Here is a 25,968-nt window from a genome sequence, read left to right as displayed (position 1 = left end):
GTACCTCGTTTTAGGTTCTGTTTCGAATGCACAATGCCCATAGTCCGCATTAGAGTACATTCTTTCTGACGCGTGTGTCGTCTTTATTTGCCTGATTTTATATGCAAATCCAATTGAGGGAAAGGAATATTTACTTTGTTGTCGTTAAACTTTTGGTTGATGGCTTTTCGGATGTCTGACTTTACGTTTTCGATACGGAAGATGTTCTGGCTAAAAAACAACAGCTCAAAATCGAGTGAAGAGTTGCCGAAATCGAGGAAACGAGCCTTTATTTTGTCGTGTTCAATTACCTCGGGATGTTCTTGTGCGCTTTCTTTCAGGAGTTTCTCCACCAGGTCAATATCGCTGCCGTAAGCCACACCTACTTTAATCCGAAACCTGGTTTTGTGTGACTGGTGGCTCCAGTTGATCACTTTATTATTGGTGATGGTAGAATTGGGAATGATCACTACAATGTCATCGCGGTTAAGTGCCTCCGAAGTTCTTAAGCCGATTTTAGTTATTTCTATCAAGTCCTGGTCTACTTCCAGAATATCGCCCACCCTGATGGAACCTTCAAACAAGAGAATAATTCCGGAAATAAAATCGTTGAACGTACTTTGCAAGCCTAGTCCAACACCAACCAGCAGTGCAGCGGAGCCAGCCAGCAAAACAGTCAGTTTAAGACCAAACGATTCGAGAATGATAAGAATTGTAATGATCCAAACCACGTATTTTATAATCTGAAATACGCTGATCAGACTTCCGTATTTTGAGGCGTCCATGGCCTTTCTTTTTCGGAAAAGAATTTTTTTGATAACCCAAAGCAAAGCCATTGTGAACAGTATAGCCATCACAATAACCAGCAATGATTTCAGGCTAAAAACAAATTCCTTGTATTTAAAAATGGTGTGGTCGAGTAGTTGTTCAAAAGATTCCATACAAGCTGTAATTTTACTTTTAAATGTAGTTGAAATCTTTGTTTCTCACAATAATGGAGCAACGAAAGCCGGGTTTTACTGAACTTTTGAGAATGATAGGTTTTGATCTGGCCCGTATTATTGAGGCGTACTTTTTCAGCCCGGTGAGCTGAGTGATTAGCGATTGATTTATAGTTCAATGTATTCCTAATGCACGCAAAAAATGGAAATGTCAATCCAATTCATTATTTGAGATCAACATTTAGCTCAATGTAGGATGTTTTGTCTTGATGTTTGATAAATCCTTTGCCTAGTAAAGAATAAATGGCTTCCTGGCCTTTGCTGGCCGAAATCCTCAATTCTTTAATAATATCGCCGTATATGCATTTTCCGTTACGGCTCAAGAAAGTTAAAACGTCTTTTTCATATGGGTTATTCACTCGGCTTATATCTACTTCTTTTTTATCGTTCATTTGCCTTTAAATTTTTCTCGGTTATCCTGTTTTCGGTTATTAACTCGTTGTATTTTTCGCAATTTTTCCAACCTTTTATTCCCCTGTTACAAAATACATTTCTGTAAATAGGTAGCGGGGTGTTTACCGCCACTTTGCCCTGAAATATATCGCATTCCCTGGCAAACCTGCATCTACTTCCTAAATTCATCATACGTGTTTATAGTAAATGTTCATACTTTCAATTTTCCCGGATATGTTGGTGTTTTTTAAAGACGTTCCGCAATAGGAATACCCCAACTTTAAAAACGTCTTGTTCATCCCTGCCGAATTTAACCGGGCAATGGTGTACAGGGTTTTTACGTCCTCCTGTTTCATCTGTTCTTCCATGCTGGCCAGTAGCTTTAAAGCCAGTCCCTTCCCCCGGAAATCAGGTAAGGTGGCAAAGTCGGTCATTTCGGCATTTTGTGCTTGCATATCCATCTCAGCCGATGCCAGTGCAATCAATTTCCCTTCGTGTTCAATACCAAAATAACGAACTGCATTGTTCATGGTTTGCAGGATGTAATCCGGATCGTAAATCGGGAAAGGATAACTTTCAAATACCGTTTCATACACCGACGAAATATTTTTACAATCGCTTTCTTTCAGCATTTTTACAATATAGCTATTCTCGCCGAGAGTTTCCTTATCAATTGCTTTTGTCTTACTTAATAAGCTGCTCAACTGGTTGAGTTCTTGGGTTTCAATAGACCGCAAACGTTCAGGGGCCGGAAACTTCGACATAAAGAACACGGATTCCGAATTATTGAAAAAACGGGGGATCTGGGCTTCCACCATAAATCCGTTGGCCGTAAAGTAAGGCGCCACACTCTGTGGTACTTTGCAGAATATCTTTGAGTATTGTTTGCTATTTGCCAGCTCGTTTATTTTCTGTATGATTTCGGGGCAATCTTGTTTTGCCAGTTTCATCAGATAAACCCGCTTGTTCAAATCACCATGCTGAATCCATGTTCCGGTGCCTATTTTTTCGATCTTGTCCTGCATTTACTCCCTCCTCAAAATACGTTCGTTGTCTTCCGGAATCAGCGAAATGGTATCGTTGGTGTCTGATAATAACTTTTCGATACCGATGGCATACGATTCATCTATTTCGTTCAATTTCAAATCCAGGTTACAATTGTCGCAGTCGCGGTCGCAGAACTTTTGCTCATAAGCATCGGGCTCCTGGTAGGTGGTTATAACACCCTCGTAGTTGCGAAGTACCACTTTATTGGTCGACCACGAGATAATGTAGTTCGGCATTACCGGTATTTTTCCGCCACCACCGGGTGCATCAATAACATAAGTAGGACGTGCAAAACCGCTGGTGTGGCCCACCAGGCTTTCCATGATCTCAATTCCTTTTCCGATGGGTGTTCTGAAATGTGATAATCCTTCCGAAAGATCGCATTGATAGAGATAATAAGGGCGTACACGATTCTGAACCAGTTTGTGTACCAGCGATTTCATGATTCGCGGACAATCGTTTACATCGGCCAGCAATACCGACTGGTTTCCAAGCGGAAATCCACCATCGGCCAGTTTGCCCAAGGCTTCTTTTGCCGACGAAGTAATTTCGTTCGGGTGGTTAAAATGTGTGTTGATCCACAGCGGTTGGTATTTTTTTAGAATGTTAACCAAATCATCGGTAATACGATAGGGAAGTACCACCGGCATTCGTGTTCCGATTCGGATGACTTCCACATGTTTTATTTGCGAAATTTCAGAAAGCAACCAGTCTATTTTACTGTCAGACAGCATAAACGGATCGCCGCCCGATAAAAGCACATCCCTTACCTGAGGAGTGTTGCGAATGTACTCAATGCCTTTCATTAACTGTGCTTTCGATGGTACATAGTCAATATCGCCTACTTTCCTTTTTCGGGTACAATGGCGGCAGTACATCGAACAGATGTTGCTTACATGAAACAAAACCCGGTCGGGATAACGGTGTGTGATGCCTTCAACCGGGCTGTCTTTTTCTTCCGACAAGGGGTCGGCATGTTCCGACTTCAGTGTAATAAGTTCGTCCACGCTGCCAAAGGATTGTTTAAATACCGGATCGTTTCTGAAATGTGTTTTGTCGATAAGCGACAGGTAGTAGGGGGTGATAGACAATGGGAATTTATCGAGCGTTTCCCGAAGCTGTTCTTTTTCTTCGTCTTCAAAAGTAATTCCGGTAAGTTGCTCAAATTTGTCCAATGTTTTAATGGAGTGGCTTAGTTGCCATTTCCAGTCTTTCCATTTAGATATTTGTGATTCATTTTCAATTTGGTTGGCGATAAGTTGTTGTTTTTTGGTAAAAATCATGTACGTCTGTTTTTGTTTGTCGGTTCAGAAAATAATCCGATAAGACTAATTTTATATAGTTTCTATACGAACAAAAATATAAAAATAAAACCAGCTCTGAAAATCATGGAAGCCGCATTTAACTTACTTTACAATGCATTAACACGATATTTAGAATCGTTTAAAACAATTTATTTATCTTTGTATCATTAATAATTTCTATTGAAATAATCATATGACACGATTAATAATAGCTTCGAACCGGTTGCCGGTGAAGATTGACAAGAATGACGACGAAATGTATATTACGCCTAGTGCCGGAGGACTGGCAACAGGTTTAAAGTCGTACCACAAAGCCAACAACAGCGTTTGGATTGGCTGGCCGGGTATTATTCCTGAGTCGGACGAAGAAGCAGAAAAAGTAACTTCTCTGGTAAAAAAGGAGCAATGCTTGCCTGTGTTTTTGGACGAAGAGTTGATTTCCAATTATTACGATGGTTTCAGCAACGCTACGCTGTGGCCACTCTTTCATTATTTTACCGAATTCACCGAGTTTAGCGAAGAATACTGGGAAGCCTACCGGAAGGTAAACGAACGTTTTGCGCAAACGATTATCGACAATGCCAAGGAAAATGACCAGGTTTGGGTACACGATTACCAGTTGTTGCTGGTCCCGCAAATTCTTCGGGAAAGACGCCCTGATCTGACCATCGGTTTTTTTCTGCACATACCTTTCCCGTCGTACGAGATCATACGAATTTTACCCTGGCGCGAAGAAATTATAGAAGGACTGCTGGGAGCTGATTTAATCGGGTTCCACACCTACGATTATGCCCGGCATTTTATTAGCTCCGTTAAACGCCTGTTGGGGTACGATGTGGAGTTTAGCCAGATAAAACTTGATAACCGGAAGGTTTTTGTTGATGTATTTCCGATGGGGATCGATTACAAAAAGTTTGACCAGCTGGCTTCCGAAATTCAAAGTAAACCCATACAAGACCGGTCGCCTGTTCACCAGGATATTGATCGTTTTTTGATGAGTATGCCCAACCGTAAACTGATTCTTTCGATTGACCGTTTGGATTATACAAAGGGAATTCCACAGCGCTTGAAAGCGTTTCGCCATTTTTTGCAAAAATACCCGGAATACCTGGAGAAAGTGTCGCTGATAATGTTGACTGTGCCGTCGCGGACGGATGTGGAACAGTATCAGAATTTGAAGAATGAAGTGGACATCCTGGTGGGAAGTATTAACGGTGAATTTGGCCGCCTGAACTGGAATCCGGTGATTTACTTTTACCGGTCGATGCCGTTGGAAAATCTGATAGAGCTTTACAGTTCGGCCGATGTGGCTTTGCTGACTCCTTTACGCGACGGAATGAACCTGGTGGCAAAAGAATACATTGCCTCGAAAGTAAAACAACGGGGAGTGCTGGTATTGAGTGAAATGGCAGGTGCGGCCAAAGAGTTGGGGGAAGCTATTTCTGTCAACCCCAACAACATTGCAGATACGGCGGATGCAATTTACCACGCGCTGACCATGGACGATGAAGAGCGGACAAAAGCCATGCGAACCATGCAAAAACGAATCAGAAGATACGACATTCATAAATGGGCCAATGAATTTATGAAATCGCTGACAAGCACAGTGGATAAACAATCGGATTACCATGCCCGAAAAGTATCGGTATCTATTAAAAATAAAATATACAAGGATTTTAAAAAGGGAGAATCGAAGGTCGTGTTTCTGGATTACGACGGAACATTGCAGCGTTTTTACGATAATCCGCAGGCAGCCGGGCCCGATCCTGAATTGTATACAATACTCGACAACCTGGCAAAAGTAGAAAATACCCGCTTGGTGCTGGTAAGCGGTCGCGATCGCGAAACGTTTAACAACTGGTTTGGAAATCACAACTACACCTTAATTGCGGAACACGGCGCCTGGATTAAAAAGGTGGGAGAGGGCTGGAAAGAGAGAAAACCTATTAACTCGGAGTGGAAAGAAAGTATTTTGCCTGTTCTGGAGTCGTATGTTGACCGAACGCCCGGAAGTTTGATCGAAGAAAAAACGTATTCGCTGACCTGGCATTACCGGAAAGCCGATATTGACCTGGGAGTACTTCGGGCACTGGAGCTGCGACACGATGTTTCTAATATGATCTACAACCAGGACCTGGAAATACTGGAAGGTAAGAAGGTGATTGAAATTAAAGTTTCCGGAATAAACAAAGGCATTGCTGCATCCGAATTTTTGCACGAATACCCCGCTGACTTTTGTATGGCCATTGGCGATGACTGGACCGATGAATTTCTTTTCAGGGAATTACCGGAGACTGCGCACACCATTAAAGTGGGAAGTGAAAATTCGATCGCGAAGTATTATCTCACCAATTACAGGGAAGTACGTAATTTCTTAACCGAGATCATACACTAACACGAACAATAAAATCCCCCGAAAGAATTAGGAAAAAATTGTTAAACGAGCCCTGTATGGGGGCAATTCAAAAAAGGTAAAGAATGGATAACCTGAATTATGCGATAATCGGGAATTGCAAAAGTGCCGCATTAATTTCAGATAAAGGATCGATTGACTGGTGTTGTCTGCCGGATTTTAACTCGCCTTCAGTTTTTGCAAAAATTCTGGATGAAAACAGGGGAGGAAGTTTTGAAATTTTGGTGGATGACAGTTACCAAGTTCAGCAATCGTACGTGCGAACAACCAATATCGTTTCTACTCTTTTTAAAAGCGGGAACGATTGTTTTGAGGTGTTTGATTTTATGCCTCGTTATTTAAATGGTTCCGGCTACTATAATCCGGCGGAAATCATACGTTACTTTAAATATATTTCGGGAAACCCGGCTTTTCGGCTAAAATATGACCCGCGGGTTGAGTATGCCCGTTTTCACATTCGGCTCGAAGATGAAGACGAATACATAAAATGCTATACCACCGAGGGCGATTATGATTCGATGTATTTGTACACTGATTTTAACAAGCAGGATATTCTTCAGCAAAATACCATTTACCTGAAACAGGATGGTTTTGCGTTAATGTCGTACGATCAGAAACTGCTTTCGCAAACACTTGACAGGCAATACTTAAAACTGCAAAAAACAAAGGTGTATTGGCTCGAATGGGCCAACAAGCTTACTTCGTATGCAAAATACAACCACGAAATAATCAGGAGTGCATTGGTGCTGAAACTGCTTAGTTACGATAAAACAGGCGCCGTTTTAGCTGCAGTAACCACTTCGCTGCCTGAAACCATTGGTGAAGAGCGAAACTGGGATTACCGCTTTTGCTGGATACGCGATGCTTCGATGGTGATAAAAGTAATGTCGAGCCTGGGGCATTTAAACACGGTAAAGCGCTTTATGCGTTTTATTATCGACATTATCCCCGACAAGGATGAAAAGATCCAGATAATGTACGGAATTAACCGCGAAAAGGTGTTGACAGAAGAAACGCTGGACCACTTGAGCGGCTACTTGGGATCGTCGCCGGTAAGGGTTGGGAACGCAGCTTATCTGCAAAAACAGAACGACATTTACGGTATTCTGGTGGATGTGATTTACCAGCAATTTACTGATTTCAAAATTTCACTGGAAGACAGTGAGGCGCTTTGGACCATTGTCAGAAGCATTGTTCGGATTGTGGAGAACAACTGGCAGAAGCCGGATAAGGGAATTTGGGAAATCCGTACCGACGAAAAACACTTCACTTTTTCAAAAGTGCTGTGTTGGGTGGCCATCGATCGGGCCATCAAAATTGCCGGCTTTATACATAAAGACAAATATGTGAAACTGTGGGAGCCGCTGGCCGATACCATCCGGAACGAAATTTTGGAGAAAGCCTGGAACGAAGAAATGGGAGCCTTTACGCAGTTTTATGGTTCTGACGATCTGGATGCAGCTACACTTTTAATGGAATCTTATGGGTTTATCGATGCCCGCGATGCGCGTTATGTGCAAACCGTAAAAGCTACCGAAAAAGAATTGTGTGTGGATGGCCTGATGTATCGTTACCGAAATCGGGATGACTTTGGCTTGCCAAGTTCTTCTTTTACCATTTGCACTTTCTGGCAGATCAATGCACTGAATGCCATTGGTGAAAAGAAGCGTGCGAAGGCAATGTTCGAACAACTTCTGTCGTACAGCAACCATGTGGGGCTGTTCAGCGAGGACATTGATTTTAAAACCAAGCGACTGCTGGGTAATTTTCCGCAGGCTTATTCGCATTTGGCTTTGATTGAAACCGCCATTAACCTGGCAAAAGGGGAGCTTACTGAAGACGAGAAAATTCTTGAGGCCATTCAATAATACCAAATTTACTTCAAGGTGAGCCTTACGAAATTTCAGAATATTTGTGTTTAGGCAAGGCATAAAAAGGAAGCATAGCCAAAGTTCTGTTGAGTTTTTATAACGAAGCATAAACGCAAAGAAATGGAATTATAAGGCTCAGTCTGAGGTAATTTTGGTATAAGAGCTAAAAGCTCATTACTGATCTTCCAGTTCATCTTCCAGGGTGAGCATGGGAGAGGCTTCCAGCGTTTCGATATCCAGAATGCGAATAAGGGTATTCAACCCGGATTCAACCACCTGTAATTCGTCGTCGTTCAGTAATTCAAGTTTTTCTGAAAGCTGCATGTGGAGCAATTCCGGAATACGTGTTAAAAGTTTGTCGCCCGAAGAAGTGAGTACAATGTTTACCACTCTTTTGTCACCTAACTTGGGCAGACGCGCCAGGTAACCTTTCTTCTCCAGCCGGTCGATGATTCCGCTAACGGTGCTTGGGTTCAGGTTCAGAAACTTTCTGATTTCACCTTGTGTCGACCGGTAATTCGGCGACTGGTGCAAATAACTCAAACAAAGCACCTGGGGAATGCTTACTCCGTACTCCTTTTGGATCTTCTTCGACTCAATATCGATGGAACGGACGATCTTGCGAATTTTGATAAGAATGTCAGTAGTTTCCATACGAACAAAAATACAAATGTTTTGAGATTTGCAACTTTTGATGGTCGTGATCTTAAAAAATAGAAATAAAACCGACTTCAGGATTTCTGTTTGGCGAAAAATGAAAAAAGAAGCTTAATGTGAAATTTATCTGAAATCATTTTAAATAGGGTTGCCGGATAGAAAAATCACTGTATATTTGGGGCAAACAAAATCGACAGGAATGAAAATGGATTTCGGAAATAGCGTTTCGATGGTTACAGTAAACTACTGTGGCGCCATGCTCATGTCGTCGGTTTCTATGTTTATGCGCTAGCCTTCATTCGATGGTTTCCGTTGATTGAAGGCATTCATATCCTGAGCGTTTAAAAGCAAATAAATTTTTTACTTAAATACTTAAATTCGTATGTCGGATAAGGTTATTCGATTGGGCGGAGGCCATCTAGGCAACCCTGAGTCGATGGGGCATTTAGCACAGTATCTCAAACATTTTGTGGGGCGAAAGTTTATCGTTGTTTCAGCAGTTCCTGAACTGTCAGCTATTTTGAGCGGTAACATGGCAACGGTATTGCAAAAAGAGCCTGAGCATGATGTATTATTGACGCAGTTACTTTCGGTGCACCGGAATATTACCAGCAAAGAAGCAAGCGATGATTACCATCAGCTGGCGGAACAGGCCAGCGGCTTGTTGAAAGGAATTGCCCTGATAGGTGATTATTCGAGGGCGCTGAAAGATCAGGTGCTGAGTTTTTCTGAAAAACTTACGGTTGAAATCGTTAAAACCATTTGGCCGGAATCGCAGGTTCTTTTGCCCGAACAAATTGGCTTGCAAACAACTGCTGATTATGGAAGTGCCTCGTTTTTGGCGGCTAACAACGATTATTTAAAGTCGTTGCCTGCCGGAAGTTTCATTATTCCCGGAACCTACGGAATTACTGAAAACAATAAAATTGCGCGTACCGGAAAAACATCGGCCGATTATACCGCCGCGTTTCTGACACGCTCTTTGGGCGTTGAACGCCTCGAGTTGTGGGATCTGGATTTTGATTTTCAGCGTGCCGATCCGGCAATCATCAGTAATCCGGAAGTTATTAAGCGTTTAACCTATTCCGAAGCCAGCGAACTGGCTTATTTTGATCATTATTCATTCCATCCGCGAACCGTAGAACCTTTGGAAAGTACACACATTCCGATCGAGGTGTTAAGTTCGGCTTCTTCAGATGGAGTGGTCGAAACCGTCATCAATACGGAAACTTTTATTGAAGATCAGATTGTAAAAAGTGTTGCCTGTACCGATGATATTTCACTGCTTAAACTCGATGGCCCCGGCGTTGGTTTAAAACCCGGCATTTTGGCGCGGGTAACCACCCAGCTGAACAAAGCCGGTATAAACATTAAGTCGGTAATTACTTCGCAAACATCCATCAACTTTATTTTAAGCGAAGAAAATGGTGACAAGGCACTTTCGTTGGTTAAGGGAATGGGATTTTCGTCGGTAACCGATATTTCGGTGCTGAAAGATCTTTCCCTGATCGGGATCGTTGGACACGGAATGCAACATGCTTACGGTGTGTCTGCAAAAATTTTTACAGCCGTTGCCAACAACCATATAAACGTGGTGATCAGCGGGTCAGGAGCTTCCGATTTGGTTAGTTACCTGGTAGTTAGTAAATCAGACAAGGAAAAAAGCGTTCGGGAAATTTACAGTGCATTCTTTGGTTAAATCAATTTATTGAGGTTTTGAAAAAGAAAGAAGCGCCAAAGATTGTTAAACTAAAAGCTATTAACCCAAAAAGAAATTAAAATGACAACAAGAAAACTCAATTTTGAAACCCTCCAGCAACACGCCGGTCAACAACCTGACCCAACAACCAATTCAAGGGCAGTACCTATTTATCAGACCACTTCGTATGTGTTTAACAATGCGGAGCATGCTGCCAATTTATTTGGACTGAAAGAATTCGGAAACATTTATTCGCGCATCATGAACCCGACAAACGACGTGTTTGAACAACGCATGGCTGCGTTGGAAGGGGGAGTGGCTGCCTTGTCGGTAGCATCGGGACACGCCGCGCAGTTTATCGCATTAAACAATATACTCGACCAGGGAGACAACTTTGTTTCTTCGCCTTATTTGTATGGGGGATCATACAACCAGTTTAAAGTTTCATTCAAAAAACTGGGTGTAGAGGCTCGCTTAACAGCCGATTTGGAACCTGCATCGTTTGAGGCGCTGATCGACGAAAAAACAAAGGCAATTTACCTGGAAACCATTGGCAACCCGGGTTTCAGTATTCCTGATTTTGAAGCCATCTCCGCTGTAGCTAAAAAATACGATCTTCCGTTTATTGTAGACAATACTTTTGCCGGAGGGGGCTATCTTTGCCGCCCGATTGATTTCGGAGCCGATATCGTGGTTGAATCAGCCACCAAATGGATAGGAGGACACGGTAACAGCATTGGTGGTGTAATCGTTGATGCGGGTACTTACAACTGGGGAAATGGAAAATTTCCCGGATTTACCGAGCCATCTGAGGGATATCATGGATTGAAATACTGGGATGTGTTTAACTTTGACGGCCCGTTCGGAAACATAGCCTTTATTATCAAGGCGCGTGTTGAAGGCTTGCGCGACTGGGGACCGGCATTAAGTCCGTTTAACTCGTTCCTATTGATTCAGGGGTTGGAAACACTTTCGCTAAGGATGGACCGCCATGTTGAAAATACACTGGCGCTTGCTAAATGGCTGCAAAATCATCCGAAAGTGGAAAGCGTAAACTATCCCGGACTGGAAGGTAACCATTCTTACGAGAATGCGAAAAAATACCTTCCGAAGGGAGCCGGTGGCGTTCTTTCGTTCAATGTGAAAGGTGATAAAAGCCATGCCAACCAAGTGGTGGAAGGCTTGCAAATGGTAAGTCACCTGGCAAACGTGGGAGATACCAAAACCTTGATCATTCAGCCGGCGGCGACCACACATCAGCAGCTGTCGGAAGAAGCACAGATTGCTGCGGGAGTGTACCCGACATTGTTACGGGTTAGCGTTGGTCTGGAACATATCGACGATATTATCGCCGATTTTGAACAGGCCTTGGAGAAAGTACAGTAAAAATAAAGTAGAGAGTAAATAGTAATGAGTAGTGAGAAATGAATTTTGAATCAAAGTTCATTCTCATTACTCAATACCGTAATCCAAAAATCGAAAAAAGATGCCGTTGAATATTCCGGATAAACTACCGGCCATAAAAATACTGCAAGAGGAGAATATTTTTGTGATGAATGAGTCACGTGCTTCTCATCAGGATATCAGACCTTTGAAAATTGTGATCCTGAATCTTATGCCTTTGAAAATAACCACAGAAACCGATCTGCTGCGATTGTTGTCGAACTCTCCGTTACAGATTCAGATCGATTTTTTGAAGATCAAGGGGCATACTCCCAAAAATACTTCACTGGAGCACATGAAGGCCTTTTACCGGACGTTTGATGAACTCAGACAAAAGAAATACGATGGCATGATCATTACCGGTGCGCCGGTAGAGCAGCTTCCTTTTGAAGAGGTAAAATATTGGGAAGAGATGAAAGTAATTATGGACTGGGCAGAGAAAAATGTAACCTCTACCTTGTTTATTTGCTGGGCCGCCCAGGCCGGGTTGTATCATCACTACGGCATCCCAAAATATCCGCTCGGCAAAAAGAAGTTCGGAGTATTCAAACATACCCATATCGAAGAGAATCTGCCGATTTTCAGAGGTTTCGACGATGTGTTTTTTGTGCCTCATTCCCGTCATACTGAAATCAGGGCAGAAGACATTGAAAAAGTGGATGAGCTAAAAATCATTGCCTCTTCTGAAGAGGCCGGTGTTACCATTCTGAAGGCCAAAAACGGGCGGCAGTTGTTTATAACCGGGCATGCCGAATATGCCCGAAATACGCTCGATGGAGAGTATCATCGCGACAAGGCAAAGAAACTTCCGATTGAAGTTCCGGTGAATTATTACCCAGATGATAACCCGGAAGAAAAACCGTTGATGCGCTGGCAATCCACTGCTAACCTGTTATTTTCAAACTGGTTGAATTATTACGTATACCAGGAAACTCCGTATAACCTGGATGAAATCAGTTAGTTGAAAGGATTTTACAATAAAAGGCGTTGAGGGATCAGGGCCTTTTCATTTCAAAAATTCAGTATTTAACTGTAATTTTGATTGAAAATAAAATCCTATCAAAGAATTACAATCATGAAAAAAATAGCGGTTGTTTTGGCCGGATGTGGTGTATATGACGGCGCCGAAATTCACGAAGCCACTTTAACGATGTTGGCCATTTCGCAGCAAGGTGCCGAATATCAGTGCTTTGCCCCGGATGTAAAGCAGGCTCATGTCGTGAATCACCTTACCGGGGAAGAAATGCCGGAGTCGCGGAATGTGTTGGTGGAAGCTGCCCGTATTGCCCGGGGGAATATTAAGCCTCTTTCTGAATACAAAGCTTCAGACTTCGATGCCATTGTTTTTCCTGGTGGTTTTGGAGCGGCGAAGAACCTGTGCACTTTTGCATTCGATGGCCCCGATTGTTCGGTTAATCCGGATGTTGAAAGCGCCATCCGATCTACCGTAGTGGCAGAAAAGCCGGTGGGGGCACTTTGTATTTCACCTGCTTTAATTACCAAAGTTTTGGGCGATGTGGAAGTAACTATCGGGCAGGATGCCGGAACTGCTGCGGCCATTGAAAAACTGGGTGCAACACATGTGGCAACTACTCACGGAGAGATTGTGGTGGACAACAAATACAAAGTGGTGACAACGCCTTGCTACATGCTGGATGCTACAATCAGTCAGATTGCAGACGGTGCAAACAACGTGGTGGCAAAAATTCTGGAAATGGCATAGTAACTTGCTTTTGGTACACAATGACACCGGTTCCTTATATTGATATTCATACCCATCCGAGTCATTACGAAACGGATACAATTACGGTACAAAACATTTACCCGGGAGATGGTTTTGCGGCTTTCTCGGGCCGTAATTTTTATTCGGTGGGGCTCCATCCATGGCACATAGGCACAGCGGAAGAAAACAACGAAGCTTTGCAGTTGATGGAAGAAGCACTTGAATTCGATCATGTGATTTTTGTGGGCGAAGCTGGTCTGGATAAGTCGTGCGGAAAAGACTTCGCCGAGCAAAGCCGCGTTTTTGAGGCGCAGGCTTTTATTGCCGAAGAATACCAGTACCCCTTGATCATTCATTGTGTAAAAGCCTACAACGAAGTGATTGCCTTACGCAAAAAAATGAAACCTTCCATGACCTGGATTCTACACGGATACACGGCTGGATTGGAAATGACAAAGCAACTGGCTGAAATGGATTTTATGTTTTCGTTCGGAGATATTTTGTTTAGGGATAATGCAAAAGCCATCGAGTCGTTTCAGTATTTACCGCTGAACCGGATTTTTTTGGAGACCGACGAAATGGATGGTGAAGTGGAACAAATCTACAACCGAGCTGCCGCACTCAAACAAATCCCGGTGGAAGAATTAAAAACAGCCGTCTGGAAAAATTTCAACCGCATTGAAAAAACCTTGTCCGGACGTTATTGAATTACTAAATGAGTTGGTTAGAAAGAACTGAATTGCTTTTCGGAAAGGAAAAGCTGGAGAAATTGAAACAGGCAAACGTTTTGGTGGTTGGACTGGGAGGCGTGGGAGCTTATGCCGCTGAGCAATTGTGCCGCGCCGGAATTGGAAAAATGACCATTGTAGACGGCGATGTGGTAGAAGAAAGCAACCGAAACCGCCAACTTCCGGCGCTGATTAGTACAAAGGGATTGCCTAAAGCCGAGATACTGGCACAACGTTTCAAAGACATAAATCCTGAGATTGAACTAACGGTCGTCAATGATTTTATTCGCGACGAACGAACCATCGAGCTGCTTAAAAGCCAGCCTTTCGATTATGTGGTTGATGCCATCGATACGCTTTCACCCAAAGTTTTCCTGGTGTATCATGCGCTGCAAATGGGGTTGAATGTAGTCAGTTCAATGGGAGCGGGAGGAAAAACCGACCCTTCAAAAATTGAGCTTACCGATATTTCCAAGTCCTACAATTGTAAACTGGCCAAGATGATGCGGAAGCGACTTTCGAGGCTGGGAGTGAAGAAAGGGCTAAAAGTGGTGTTCTCCTCCGAAGAAATAGACGAGAATGCTGTGAAACTTGAAGAAAGCCGCAATAAAAAGTCAACAGTGGGGACTATTTCGTACATGCCTCCTATGTTTGGATGCTTTATTGCCAGTGCCGTAATTCGCGATTTGGTCAGCTCCTGAACATATTTTTAATGGAGTATTTTGAAAGAAAATGCGTAAAAATCCTTGTTGTTTCAAAGATTCCGTTACCTTTGGCATGTTAATAGCGTCGGAGCCAATTTAGTATGTCTCTGATAATTAACAAAGTTGGTCTTTATTTATTGATTATTTCAAACCGGTCAGTTCATCTTTCTTGTGTTTTCCCGAAGTTATTTCTATTGCTTTCAATTTTCATTTGTACTGTATTTAAGTAACCTCAAGGGGGTAATCCATTTTGAATGGTTTACTGCTGGTAGAAAAACTAATATTCACTTTAAAACAGTATAAAATGAACATTTACGTTGGTAATCTGCCCTTTAACCTGGGCGAAGAAAATTTAGTTGAGATTTTTGAGGAGTATGGAGAAGTAACTTCTGCAAAAATTGTAATGGACAAACTGACTGGCCGTAGCAAAGGTTTCGGTTTTGTTGAAATGGACGACGATGATAGTGCTAAAAAAGCTATCGAAGAATTGAACAACGCCGAAGTTGGCGGAAGAAACATCAAAGTGAACGAGTCTAAACCACGCGAAAATAATCCTCGTGGTGGTGGCGACCGCAGAGGTGGCGGTGGTTTCCGTCCAAGAAACCGTTACTAGTAATTGGTTGAAATAAATCTTGGCATTTATTCCAAAACAATTTGGAATGAGTTGCGCAAGTTGAAAAAATAAAGAAAGGAATTCGAAAGAGTTCCTTTTCTTTTTTATGGAATAGTCCTACTTTCGGGAGCTTTGAAAGTGTGATAAAATGAATGAAATAGTTTTTCTTAACGGGGCATATGTTGAGCGGGCAGAAGCCTGCATTTCGCCCGACGACCGCGGGTTTATTTTTGCTGATGGAATTTACGAAGTAACCAAATTTTACTATGGAAAGCCTTTCCGGCTCGAAGATCATCTTCAGAGGCTAAAACGGAGCCTGAAGGAGATTGATATTGAATACGAACGAGTATCGGAACTGGAAACTATTTCTTTGACCCTGCTTGAGAAAAACAACCTGTTAAATACACATGCCGGCGTTTACTGGCAAATCAGCCGGGGAGCACATCCGCGGGTACATCATTTCCCGACTGAAATAAAACCTACGATATATGCTTTTGCCTTTCCGTTGCCTTCGGCCGAAGAGAAACTGGGCAAAGGGATAAAAGTGATCGTTCAGGAAGACATCCGGTGGAAGAGATGCGATATTAAATCGGTGTCGCTTTTGCCCAATACGATGCTGTACAACGAAGCCGTAAAAAAGGGGGCAGGCGAGAGCATCCTGGTGCGCGATGGCTATGTTACGGAAGCAACCCATTCAGGTCTGTTCACCGTAAAAAACGGAGTTTTAATTACCCGGCCGCTTTCGAACCTGATTTTACCCAGCATTACACGCAAAGTGGTGTTGGAGCTTTGTGCCGAAAACCAACTTTCAGTAGAGGAGAAGCTGTTTGCGGAAGCGGAGTTGAAAGAAATGGATGAAGTTTTTATTTGTGGAACGGGCAGCGAAATTCTGCCGGTTGTGGAAGTTGACGATGTTCGGATTGGCAACGGTGAACCGGGCCCTGTAACCCGGAAAATTCAACAACTGTTTTTTGAGGCTGTAAATAAATTGTAATTACTGAAATAACTGACAGATATTCAGCTTGATTCTGGTCATAAATCTAAATAAGTGTTACATTTTTTCCGTAGTGTTAAACTTTGCAAAAGACCCTTATTGTTAAACTCTTTTAACAGCGCCATGGTACAGGATTTGCGCCTTGTTGCCCGGTAATTTTCTTGAAAATACTTAACAAAAAATAAAGGAGGAACGAAAAATGAAAACACTGGTTGTTTCAATGGTAGTTGCCCTTTTTACCCTGGGGTGCCAGGCTCAGGATCAATCAGGAAAGGGCATTGAAAATTTGGCAGGAAAAAAGGACACAAAAAACAAGCCCGAAGAACACTGGACAGTGAACAAAGAGGTGGATGAAAACGGTAATGTAATTGCGTACGACTCCACTTATACGTGGTCGTATACCAACTCGGAAGGCGATTCGGTGCAGGTGGATGCAGATAGCCTGATGCAGTCGTTCAAATCGTTTTTCAATGAAAAAATGCCGTCGGTTTGGGGCGAAGGACTGATGAATCCGATGTTTAGTGATTCGTTGTTATGCCGTGATTTCTTTAGTGACAATTATTTTCATGATCGTTTTGGAAAGGACTTTTTTGACGTAGATAAAATGTTTCAGCAAATGGATTCGCTGCGGGAAAGCTTCTTCAAACAAGCCTTGCCGCAACTCGAAGAAAAGTTACAACCCATCGAAAAGTAGAAATAGAGCTGGTGATTTATTCATATTGAAGGCGGGATATCATGAGTTGGAATCCCGCCTTTTCTTGCAGACAAATAAAATCAAACGAAAAATTGGTGAGCAATTTTAAAATCCAATTGTTAGTTAGCAAAAGATGTGGCAGAATTGACCGCTTTATTAGAGCGTAATGCAGGGCGTTCGGTTCGGAAAATGAGAAAGTATGGATGTTCATAAATACGAAAAGAAAACACTTTGGGTAGTACTGCTTACCATGGCAACGATGGTGGTAGAAATTGCATTTGGATTAAGTACCAAATCGATGGCTTTGCTGGCCGATGGAATTCACATGGGGTCGCATGTGCTAGCAATCGGGTTGAGTTGGTTGGCCTATGTACTTGTAAGAAAGGCCCAAAACAGCCGAAAATTTAACGGCGAATCCGGGAAAATTCTTTCGCTTTCAGGATACAGCAGTGGCCTGATTTTGCTATTGTTCGCTGTTGTTATTTTGTACGAAGCGGTCAGGCGTTTTATTGAACCGGCCGATATTGTTTACCGCGAGGCAATTCTGGTGGCGGTGATTGGTCTGGTGGTAAATATTGTCAGTGCTTTTCTGCTGCATCACGATCACGAAGATTCCGATCACAATATACGGGCCGCTTACTTGCACGTAATTGCCGACGCCCTTACCAGTTTGTCGGCTATTCTGGGATTGCTCGCTGCCATGATTTGGGATATTCCCTTTATTGATACTATCGCTGCCGTTATCAGCTCGGCGGTTATTATAAAGTGGTCCATCGGATTGTTAAAGGATTCGGGAATGGTGCTGCTGGGAATGAAAGAAAGCCATACACACGACCATCATCACCATCATCATTGAAAGTTCATGAAATTTTAGCTGATCGAGCTCCAGTCGAACTCTGTTTCTTTGTTGGATAGTAAACTTTGCAGCAGTAAACGGTTGTTTTCTTTTTGCAGAAACGGATCGTCATCCAGAATGTCGTTGGCGACGTTGCGCGCCATCTGAAGAATTTCTCCGTCTTTTCCAAGATTGGCAATTTTCAGGTCGAATCCCATTCCGCTCTGAGCCGTTCCTTCCAAATCGCCGGGGCCACGAAGTTTCATATCCACTTCTGCAATTTCGAATCCATCGTTGGTGCGTACCATGGTTTCCAGTCGTTTGCGGCTTTCGTTGCTCAATTTATACGACGACATCAGAATACAATACGATTGCTCAGCGCCTCGGCCAACCCGTCCGCGTAACTGGTGCAATTGCGAAAGTCCAAAACGTTCGGCGCTTTCAATCACCATCACCGACGCATTGGGTACATCAACACCTACTTCAATAACAGTGGTGGCCACCATAATCTGCGATTCGGCGTTTTTAAAATGCTGCATGGCATTCTCCTTCACCGCAGGTTTCATCTTACCGTGAACCATGCTGATCTTAAACTCCGGGAAGCTTTCTGAAATATGGCGATAACCTTCCTCCAGATTTTTTAAATCCATTTTTTCCGATTCCGAAATCAGCGGATAAACAATGTAAACCTGTGTGTCTTTATCAATCTGCTGTTTCAGAAAATTGTTGACCTGTTTTCGCCTGTTTTCGTAGAAGTGCATGGTCTGGATCGGTTTTCTGCCCGGAGGTAGTTCATCAATCACCGAAACATCCAAATCGCCGTAAACGGTCATGGCGAGCGTTCGTGGAATAGGGGTGGCAGTCATCACCAAAATGTGTGGCGGAATCAGTTCGTTTTTTTGCCACAGTTTGGCACGTTGCGCTACGCCAAAACGATGTTGCTCGTCAATTACCACCAACCCCAGTTTGTCAAACATCACCGTGTCCTCAATTAGTGCGTGCGTTCCAATAATGATCTGCATTTCACCCGATTGAAGAGCTTCATGTATTTCTCTTCGTTCGCTCACCTTGGTAGAGCCGGTGAGCAGCCCCACTTTAATATTCATCCCATTCAAAAACCTGGAAATAGACTGGAAATGCTGCTGGGCCAGGATTTCAGTGGGTGCCATCAGACAACTCTGAAAACCGTTGTCCATCGCCAGAAGCATTGTCATTAGTGCCACCAGCGTTTTTCCGCTTCCCACATCGCCCTGCAGCAAGCGGTTCATTTGCGTATGCTGGTTTACGTCCCTGCGTATTTCCTTGATTACTTTCTTCTGCGCATTGGTTAGTTGAAAAGGGAGAAAATCGCTGTAAAACTTATTGAAATTGTAGCCAACATGTTCAAACCGAAATCCCTTGAATTTTTGGTTCCGGTTGTGTTTTAAGGCAAGTATTTTCAACTGAATGAAGAAAAGCTCTTCAAACTTCAGGCGGAAAGTCGCTTTCTTCAGTTCCACTGTTGTTTCTGGTTTGTGAATGTTGGTCAGGGCTTCTTCCAGGGACATCAGTTTTAAGCGCGCGACCAGTTCTTTGGGTAAAGTCTCGGGTATTTTGCCCTTCACAACATTCAACAGTGTCAACTGCATTTTATGAATGGTCTTGGAGTTCAGATATTTCTTTTTCATGTTTTCGGTGGTATTGTAATACCCCTGAAAAAGTCCCGATGGTTGCAGCAGTTTTTCTTCCTCGGTTTCCAACTCGGGATGAACCACGCTTATTTTACCTCCAAACTCGGTCGGTTTGCCAAATACAATGTACTCTTTGTTAAGCTTCAGGTTTTCCTTTTGCCATTTTATTGCCCTGAACCAGGTCAGTTCAATACTCCCGGTTTCATCGTAAAATCTGGCGTTTAGGCGTTGTTTATTGCCAGTTCCGACGGTTTCCATCGCACGAATTACTCCTTTTACCTGAATGTAAGGCATCTGCGAATGTATCTCGGAGATTTTGTAGAACCTGGTACGGTCGATGTATTTGTACGGGTAATAATAGATCAGGTCTCTGAAAGTGGTAATTTTCAGTTCCTTTTTCAGAATCTCGGCTCTTTGCGGCCCGACTCCGGGTAAGAATTTTATTTCCTGATCTAGAAAATCCGGCATAAAAACAAAGATAATTATTCAGCTTATTATACCGGAATCTGAAATGTTGAAATACTAAACAAAATATTCATAAAGAGTACCAGTTTTTCTCATGCTGCTGAGGATAAACGGCTTAAATCGCTTGTTAAAAGTTATGTTTTCATGGACTTTTCTGAAAAGAAAGGGATATCTTTATGGCTTGATTTTTGTTAAATGTAATGCGCATTCAAAAATAACTACCAATATAGAAAACCACACGAATGAAGGAAAAAATCATCGAGATCGAGAATATCGTCAAGAACTACCGGGTAGGAACCCAGGTTGTACGTGCGCTGCGTTCTGTATCCCTCGACATTTACAAAGGAGAATATGTCGCCATTATGGGCGCTTCCGGTTCGGGAAAGTCAACGCTTATGAATATTCTGGGATGCCTGGATACGCCAAGCAGTGGTAAGTACGTGTTAAACGGAAAAGACGTAAGCCGCCTTACTGACGACAGCCTGGCTGAAATCAGAAATTCTGAAATCGGTTTCGTGTTCCAGGTTTTTAATTTGTTACCCCGTAATACAGCCCTCGAGAATGTTATGCTGCCGTTGGTGTATGCCGGGATTAAAAAGGCCGAGCGCAAACAAATGGCAGAGAAAACCCTGACTGAAGTAGGTTTGGAAGACCGCATGGAACACCGCCCCAACGAATTGTCGGGTGGGCAGCGGCAAAGGGTAGCCATTGCACGCGCGTTGATCAATAAACCCGCATTGCTTTTGGCCGACGAACCAACGGGTAACCTCGACTCCAAGATATCAGAAGAAATTATGAAGCTGTTTGCCGATATTCACCGCAAAGGAAATACGCTGGTAATGGTAACACACGAAGAAGACATTGCCAAACATGCGCACAGGATCATTCGGTTAAAAGACGGTGAAATTGAATCGGATACAATCAACGAAAATCCTATTTATTGAAAGTAAGTGCAATTAAAATAGAAAAGTGAGTATGTGTTGTAAATCCCGGTAGCATTGATTACCGGGATTTTTTATTTACTTGCTGACAAATTCAGAATTATGACAAGAGAATTTAAGATCTATACAAAAACCGGCGACGACGGTACAACCGGCCTGGTAGGAGGGACCCGCGTAAAGAAATATGCACCTCGTTTGGAAGCTTACGGAACAATTGATGAGTTAAATTCACACTTGGGTATGATCCGTTCGATGGACATTCCGCAGGAAATAGTTGAGTTACTGATACAAATCCAAAATAAACTTTTCAACATAGGTTCGCGGTTGGCATCCGACGAAAAGGGGGATGAATTTACCTCGGGGTTGGTGGTGCAAAAAGAAGACATTGAGGTACTTGAAAAGGCAATCGACCGGTACGAGGAAGAGCTTCCCGAGTTGCGCAACTTTATTCTTCCCGGAGGTGAACTGTCAGTAGCTCAGTGTCATGTGGCGCGTACCGTGTGTCGAAGGGCCGAGCGCCGTATTGTTGAATTCTCAGAACAAGACGCGGTGCAGCCCGAGTTGGTAAAATATGTTAACCGCCTCTCTGACTTTCTTTTTGTGCTGGCGCGTTACCTGGGGCATAAAAAAGGTGTGGACGAAACTCCCTGGAAGTATTGATATTTTTTTTTAGTGAAAGTTTGTTCGTATTGATTTTTTGTTATATTCGCGAAAATTTTAAAAACGAGTTTAACTTCATAAAATTAAGACACATGTACTGGACTCTGGAACTGGCTTCGAAACTCGAAGATGCGCCTTGGCCGGCCACAAAAGACGAATTGATCGACTACGCCATTCGCTCAGGCGCTCCGTTGGAAGTGATTGAGAACCTTCAGGAAATTGAAGATGAAGGTGAAATGTACGAAAGTATCGAAGACATCTGGCCGGATTACCCCAGCAAAGACGATTTCTTCTTTAACGAAGACGAGTATTAAAACACAAGATAGAAAGCATCCATGATTTTGGATGCTTTTTTGTTTCCTCTTATTCCTCTTTTTAAAGACTTAATGTCTTCCATCCTTGTTTGAGATAATCTGACAAGGGAATTCCCATGCCTTTTACATCCACACCCAAATCAGCTAGTTTTTTATCCACACCGTACATTTTGGCACAGTACAAACAAGCTTCTGTTTTAACACCGGCATCCTGCATCTTTTTTATATACTCCTGAATCATGGTGTTCTCTGCAGCCAGTTTTGCCGATGGCCCCCAAATGATTAGCACCACCTCGTCAAACCAACCTTGCTTTTTGGCATTTAAGGTGTACATAAAGGCCATTTTTTCCGCCACTTCAGGATCTCCACTGGTCCAAAGCACCGCCAGCTTGTTTGAATTGTCTTTCATTTCTGTCTCGTTTTGTGCAAATACTCCTGAAAAGAAAGTAAGTGCGAATAAGAAAAGGATCGACCGTTTCATATGCGTAATTTTTAAGTGATATATTTCAATAACTCTTTTACCGGAATCAGGTCAAATTCGTTGTATTTTTTTTCTTTAAAATGAGCAATGAATTCCTTGTTCAGCATAAATAGTTTGCTGTTAAAAGTATCCTGCGGAAAGGTATTTTCTTCCGAGAACTCATCCATATCAAACTCCGTAAAATTCAATTCACAGGCCGATAACTCCCAGTCGCCGTCTTCGTTCATATAAAGTAAGGGAAGCCCATGGGTGCGGCAGATAACCGGTCTTTCGTCGTAAATGGCGCATTTGTGATCTTTCAAAAAAACACAGCTATTCTCGTCTTTGGTCGCAGGAACATTGTGTTGGTATTCTTTCTCTTTCAGCCGTTCGCGGATGGAATAAAATTCAACCGGAAAAATGCTGTAATCCATGCAACACAGATCGCAGCCGGCTTTGCACATCATGTGTTTTTGGTGTTTTTCAGCGAGTTTATCAGCAAGAGCATCTATCTGATCCCGTTGCTTTCTGTAGCTTTCTAATATGTTTTTATTTTCCATTCGGCAAGAGTAGTAAAATCATTCAAAATAAAAGTAAACTTCTGTGTTTTCATTTCCAAATCATTATTTTTGCCAGAACAGGACAGAACAGTAAGACGTAAGCTACTATGAATAAAAAACTATTTCTCCCGGTAATATTGCTGATTTACAGCAGCGTTCTTTTGGCGCAGAATGAAAATTTCGATTTTCTCGACCCTAGCTTGCCCGTTGATGAGCGGGTGGATATTCTTGTTTCGCAAATGACTTTGGAAGAAAAAGTAGATCAGTTGCTTTATAATTCAAAGGCGGTGGATCGTTTACAGGTTCCCGCATACAACTGGTGGAACGAGTGTTTGCACGGAGTGGCCCGTGCCGGTTATGCAACGGTTTTTCCGCAGTCGATTACTATTGCTGCATCGTGGGACAAAGATCTGATGTACCGGACGGCCACAGCCATTTCGGATGAAGCCCGGGCAAAACATCATCAGTTTGTAAGAGATGGCAAGCGGGGCATGTACCAGGGCTTGACTTTCTGGTCACCAAACATCAATATTTTTCGTGACCCGCGCTGGGGAAGAGGCCATGAAACCTATGGTGAAGATCCTTACCTGACAGGTGTTTTGGGAGCTGCCTTTGTAAAAGGCTTGCAGGGAGATGATCCGAAATACCTTAAAGTGGTAGCTACGGCCAAGCATTATGCGGTACATTCCGGTCCGGAGCCATTGCGGCATGAATTTAATGCAGTGGTTAGCGAGCGGGACCTCAGAGAGACTTATTTGCCTGCTTTCCGGACGCTGGTAAAAGAGGCAGATGTATATTCAGTAATGGGGGCTTACAACCAGTTTAAAGGTTATCCGTGTTGTGCCAGTCCCGATCTTTTTCACATACTCCGCAATGAATGGGGATTTCAGGGATACGTAGTTTCCGACTGCTGGGCCATTTCTGATTTTTATATGTTTCAAACCTTTTCAAAAGATGCGGCAGAAGCTTCTGCGGCGGCGGTAAAGGCCGGCACCGATCTGAATTGCGGCGTAGCCTATGCTCATTTGCCTGAAGCTGTAAAGAGAGGATTGATTACCGAAGACGAAATCGATGTGGCCGTGAAACGTTTATTTATAGCTCGTTTCAGGCTCGGGATGTTTGATCCGGATGAAGATGTGGCTTATGCCCGGATTCCGTTTTCGGTGAATACGTCAAAAGAGAATGCGGATCTTGCCCTCGAAGCAGCCCGGAAAAGTATTGTGTTGCTAAAGAACAAGGAGCAGGTTTTGCCGCTTTCGAAGGACATAAAAACACTAGCGGTAATTGGCCCGAACGCCGATAATTGGGAGTCACTGGTCGGGAACTACAACGGAATAGCCAGACATCCGGTTACGGTTTTGAAAGGTTTGCAGGAAAAGCTTCCGGATACCGAAATCCTGTATGCTGAAGGAAGTCATCTGGCAAAAGGAGTAAGTAACTTACACGTAATTCCGGGAGTGTACCTTGAAACCCCCGATGGCAAACCGGGAGTTGCAGGGGAATATTTTGCCAATGCCCAACTGGAAGGCGAACCTGCTTTTACGCGCGTAGATACAAATATTGATTTCTACTGGGAAAACGGTGCTCCCGCTCCGCAGTTAAACGATGATGATTTCAGCATTCGCTGGACCGGGTACCTGGTTCCTCCGCTTAGCGGGAGCTACAACATTGGTTGCTGGGGCATGCCCACGCTCGATATTTGGCTGGAAGGAGAAAAGATTCTGCAACACAACACAGAGCATCACGCATTTCACCACGAGAAGGCTGTTAAACTTGAGGCCGGAAAGAAATACAAGTTTGTTTATGAATACAAAAACTGGCACGGTGATGGCGATGCCAAACTAATGTGGACCATGCCCAACGATAACATGCTTAAGGAAGCGGTGGCCACCGCCCGGAAAGCCGATGCAGTTGTTTTGGTGCTGGGCTTGTCACAACGTCTCGAAGGCGAAGAGATGCCCATAAAAGTGGATGGTTTTGAAGGTGGCGACCGGACGCATCTCATGCTGCCGGAAACACAGCGCGAGTTAATGGAGGCGGTAAAAGCCACCGGAAAACCGGTTGTTCTTGTGTTGTTGAATGGAAGCGCTCTAGCAGTTAACTGGGCCAACGACAACCTGGATGCCATCCTGACTGCCGGATACCCGGGGCAGGAAGGGGGAACAGCCGTGGCCGATGTGTTGTTTGGCGATTATAACCCCGCCGGGCGCTTGCCGGTTACCTACTATAAATCGGTAGAACAGTTGCCGCCTTTCGAAGATTACGATATGAAAGGACGCACGTACAAGTATTTTGAGGGTGAACCACTGTTCCCATTTGGCTTTGGGCTGAGTTACACCAGTTTCGGATATTCTTCGCTGAAAGTGCCTAAAAAAGCCAAAACCGGCGAAAAAATAAAGGTTAGTGTTGTGGTCTCCAATACAGGAGACAGCGATGGCGAAGAAGTAGTTCAACTGTACTTAAAAGACCTGGTCGCAAGTACGCCGCGTCCTCAATACCAATTAGAAGCATTTCAACGAATAGCCTTAAAAGCAGGCGAATCAAAAACGGTAGAGTTTGAACTTGATCCGCGTCAGTTTTCGATTATTGGTAAGGAGGACAAGCGTGTGATCGAACCCGGTGATTTTACTTTGCTTGTAGGCGGGGGACAACCGAATGTAAGAAATTCCAATTCAGTATCGGCAAACCTTACTTTAACGGGTAAAGAACTGTACCTTGAATAAGGCATAACGACTTTCAGATAAAGTGAACACAAAAGATAGAGCGGCTGCTACTATCCTGGTCATGTCATTTCACATCA

The 25,968-nt window shown here is 43.3% G+C and carries 24 protein-coding genes; 16 read left to right on the top strand and 8 right to left on the bottom strand.

The annotated features are described in order from the left end of the window. Positions 1–83: 83 nt before the first annotated feature. The 4 genes from INQ51_RS21225 to ablA all read right to left on the bottom strand — a co-directional run bounded on the left by INQ51_RS21225 (position 84) and on the right by ablA (position 3,703). Positions 84–920: a mechanosensitive ion channel family protein gene (locus INQ51_RS21225; protein WP_233379993.1), complete on the bottom strand. Its 837-nt coding sequence runs from the start codon at positions 918–920 to the stop codon at positions 84–86. Positions 921–1,144: 224 nt separating this feature from the next. Further along, a complete protein-coding gene (locus INQ51_RS21220) occupies positions 1,145–1,372 on the bottom strand; it encodes a hypothetical protein (RefSeq protein WP_233379992.1) in 228 nt (75 codons plus the stop codon). Positions 1,373–1,561: 189 nt separating this feature from the next. Further along, entirely contained in the window at positions 1,562–2,398 is an 837-nt protein-coding gene (gene ablB, locus INQ51_RS21215; protein WP_233379991.1) for a putative beta-lysine N-acetyltransferase, read from the bottom strand. Next, on the bottom strand, positions 2,399–3,703 hold the full coding sequence (ablA, locus tag INQ51_RS21210) for a lysine 2,3-aminomutase (protein WP_233379990.1): 1,305 nt from the start codon (positions 3,701–3,703) through the stop codon (positions 2,399–2,401). Between the two features lie 214 nt (positions 3,704–3,917). Between ablA and INQ51_RS21205 the strand changes: the two genes are divergently transcribed. Together INQ51_RS21205 and INQ51_RS21200 are read left to right on the top strand one after the other, a co-directional pair. Beyond that, entirely contained in the window at positions 3,918–6,119 is a 2,202-nt protein-coding gene (locus INQ51_RS21205; RefSeq protein WP_233379989.1) for a bifunctional alpha,alpha-trehalose-phosphate synthase (UDP-forming)/trehalose-phosphatase, read from the top strand. Positions 6,120–6,202: 83 nt separating this feature from the next. Further along, positions 6,203–8,005, top strand: a complete 1,803-nt coding sequence (locus tag INQ51_RS21200; RefSeq protein WP_233379988.1) for a glycoside hydrolase family 15 protein — start codon at positions 6,203–6,205, stop codon at positions 8,003–8,005. A 177-nt stretch (positions 8,006–8,182) separates the two neighbouring features. Here INQ51_RS21200 and INQ51_RS21195 read toward each other — a convergent pair whose 3' ends face one another. Further along, the gene (locus INQ51_RS21195) at positions 8,183–8,662 is read right to left on the bottom strand and encodes a MarR family winged helix-turn-helix transcriptional regulator (protein ID WP_233379987.1); all 480 of its coding nucleotides are present in this window, start codon (positions 8,660–8,662) and stop codon (positions 8,183–8,185) included. Between the two features lie 385 nt (positions 8,663–9,047). On the opposite strand from INQ51_RS21195, the gene INQ51_RS21190 reads away from it, so the two are divergent. From INQ51_RS21190 to INQ51_RS21145, 10 genes are all read left to right on the top strand, one after another. Further along, on the top strand, positions 9,048–10,364 hold the full coding sequence (locus tag INQ51_RS21190; protein ID WP_233379986.1) for an ACT domain-containing protein: 1,317 nt from the start codon (positions 9,048–9,050) through the stop codon (positions 10,362–10,364). An 81-nt stretch (positions 10,365–10,445) separates the two neighbouring features. Beyond that, positions 10,446–11,750: an O-acetylhomoserine aminocarboxypropyltransferase/cysteine synthase family protein gene (locus INQ51_RS21185; RefSeq protein WP_233379985.1), complete on the top strand. Its 1,305-nt coding sequence runs from the start codon at positions 10,446–10,448 to the stop codon at positions 11,748–11,750. Between the two features lie 100 nt (positions 11,751–11,850). Beyond that, complete coding sequence (gene metA / locus INQ51_RS21180; protein ID WP_233379984.1) at positions 11,851–12,768, top strand: homoserine O-succinyltransferase; 918 nt, start codon at positions 11,851–11,853, stop codon at positions 12,766–12,768. A 114-nt stretch (positions 12,769–12,882) separates the two neighbouring features. Continuing rightward, complete coding sequence (gene elbB, locus INQ51_RS21175; RefSeq protein ID WP_233379983.1) at positions 12,883–13,530, top strand: isoprenoid biosynthesis glyoxalase ElbB; 648 nt, start codon at positions 12,883–12,885, stop codon at positions 13,528–13,530. A 20-nt stretch (positions 13,531–13,550) separates the two neighbouring features. Then, positions 13,551–14,237, top strand: a complete 687-nt coding sequence (locus INQ51_RS21170) for a TatD family hydrolase (RefSeq protein ID WP_233379982.1) — start codon at positions 13,551–13,553, stop codon at positions 14,235–14,237. 8 nt (positions 14,238–14,245) lie between these two features. Further along, positions 14,246–14,959: a ThiF family adenylyltransferase gene (locus tag INQ51_RS21165; protein WP_233379981.1), complete on the top strand. Its 714-nt coding sequence runs from the start codon at positions 14,246–14,248 to the stop codon at positions 14,957–14,959. 307 nt (positions 14,960–15,266) lie between these two features. Further along, entirely contained in the window at positions 15,267–15,575 is a 309-nt protein-coding gene (locus INQ51_RS21160; RefSeq protein WP_233379980.1) for an RNA recognition motif domain-containing protein, read from the top strand. A 148-nt stretch (positions 15,576–15,723) separates the two neighbouring features. Further along, on the top strand, positions 15,724–16,569 hold the full coding sequence (gene dat / locus INQ51_RS21155) for a D-amino-acid transaminase (RefSeq protein ID WP_233379979.1): 846 nt from the start codon (positions 15,724–15,726) through the stop codon (positions 16,567–16,569). 199 nt (positions 16,570–16,768) lie between these two features. After that, on the top strand, positions 16,769–17,263 hold the full coding sequence (locus INQ51_RS21150; protein ID WP_233379978.1) for a hypothetical protein: 495 nt from the start codon (positions 16,769–16,771) through the stop codon (positions 17,261–17,263). A gap of 199 nt (positions 17,264–17,462) precedes the next feature. Beyond that, the gene (locus INQ51_RS21145) at positions 17,463–18,119 is read left to right on the top strand and encodes a cation diffusion facilitator family transporter (protein WP_233379977.1); all 657 of its coding nucleotides are present in this window, start codon (positions 17,463–17,465) and stop codon (positions 18,117–18,119) included. 14 nt (positions 18,120–18,133) lie between these two features. On the opposite strand, the gene recG is transcribed toward INQ51_RS21145, so the two are convergent. Next, positions 18,134–20,236, bottom strand: coding sequence for an ATP-dependent DNA helicase RecG (gene recG / locus INQ51_RS21140; protein WP_233379976.1), 2,103 nt, complete (start codon positions 20,234–20,236; stop codon positions 18,134–18,136). 239 nt (positions 20,237–20,475) lie between these two features. Here recG and INQ51_RS21135 point away from each other — a divergent pair, with 239 nt between their 5' ends. The 3 genes from INQ51_RS21135 to INQ51_RS21125 all read left to right on the top strand — a co-directional run bounded on the left by INQ51_RS21135 (position 20,476) and on the right by INQ51_RS21125 (position 22,148). After that, positions 20,476–21,177: an ABC transporter ATP-binding protein gene (locus tag INQ51_RS21135; protein ID WP_262909973.1), complete on the top strand. Its 702-nt coding sequence runs from the start codon at positions 20,476–20,478 to the stop codon at positions 21,175–21,177. Positions 21,178–21,276: 99 nt separating this feature from the next. Next, positions 21,277–21,834: a cob(I)yrinic acid a,c-diamide adenosyltransferase gene (locus INQ51_RS21130; protein ID WP_233379975.1), complete on the top strand. Its 558-nt coding sequence runs from the start codon at positions 21,277–21,279 to the stop codon at positions 21,832–21,834. A 92-nt stretch (positions 21,835–21,926) separates the two neighbouring features. Next, entirely contained in the window at positions 21,927–22,148 is a 222-nt protein-coding gene (locus INQ51_RS21125; RefSeq protein ID WP_038562297.1) for a DUF2795 domain-containing protein, read from the top strand. 61 nt (positions 22,149–22,209) lie between these two features. On the opposite strand, the gene INQ51_RS21120 is transcribed toward INQ51_RS21125, so the two are convergent. Continuing rightward, complete coding sequence (locus tag INQ51_RS21120; RefSeq protein WP_233379974.1) at positions 22,210–22,629, bottom strand: DsrE family protein; 420 nt, start codon at positions 22,627–22,629, stop codon at positions 22,210–22,212. Positions 22,630–22,640: 11 nt separating this feature from the next. Further along, positions 22,641–23,168, bottom strand: coding sequence for a YkgJ family cysteine cluster protein (locus INQ51_RS21115; protein WP_233379973.1), 528 nt, complete (start codon positions 23,166–23,168; stop codon positions 22,641–22,643). 107 nt (positions 23,169–23,275) lie between these two features. On the opposite strand from INQ51_RS21115, the gene INQ51_RS21110 reads away from it, so the two are divergent. Then, positions 23,276–25,891, top strand: coding sequence for a glycoside hydrolase family 3 protein (locus INQ51_RS21110; RefSeq protein ID WP_233379972.1), 2,616 nt, complete (start codon positions 23,276–23,278; stop codon positions 25,889–25,891). Positions 25,892–25,968: the final 77 nt, after the last annotated feature.

Origin of the sequence: Maribellus sp. CM-23 (assembly GCF_021354595.1) — a bacterium.
In the GTDB taxonomy this organism is placed as follows: domain Bacteria; phylum Bacteroidota; class Bacteroidia; order Bacteroidales; family Prolixibacteraceae; genus Draconibacterium.
Note: the sequence above shows the minus strand (reverse complement) of the source record. Positions and strands in the feature narration are given on the sequence as shown.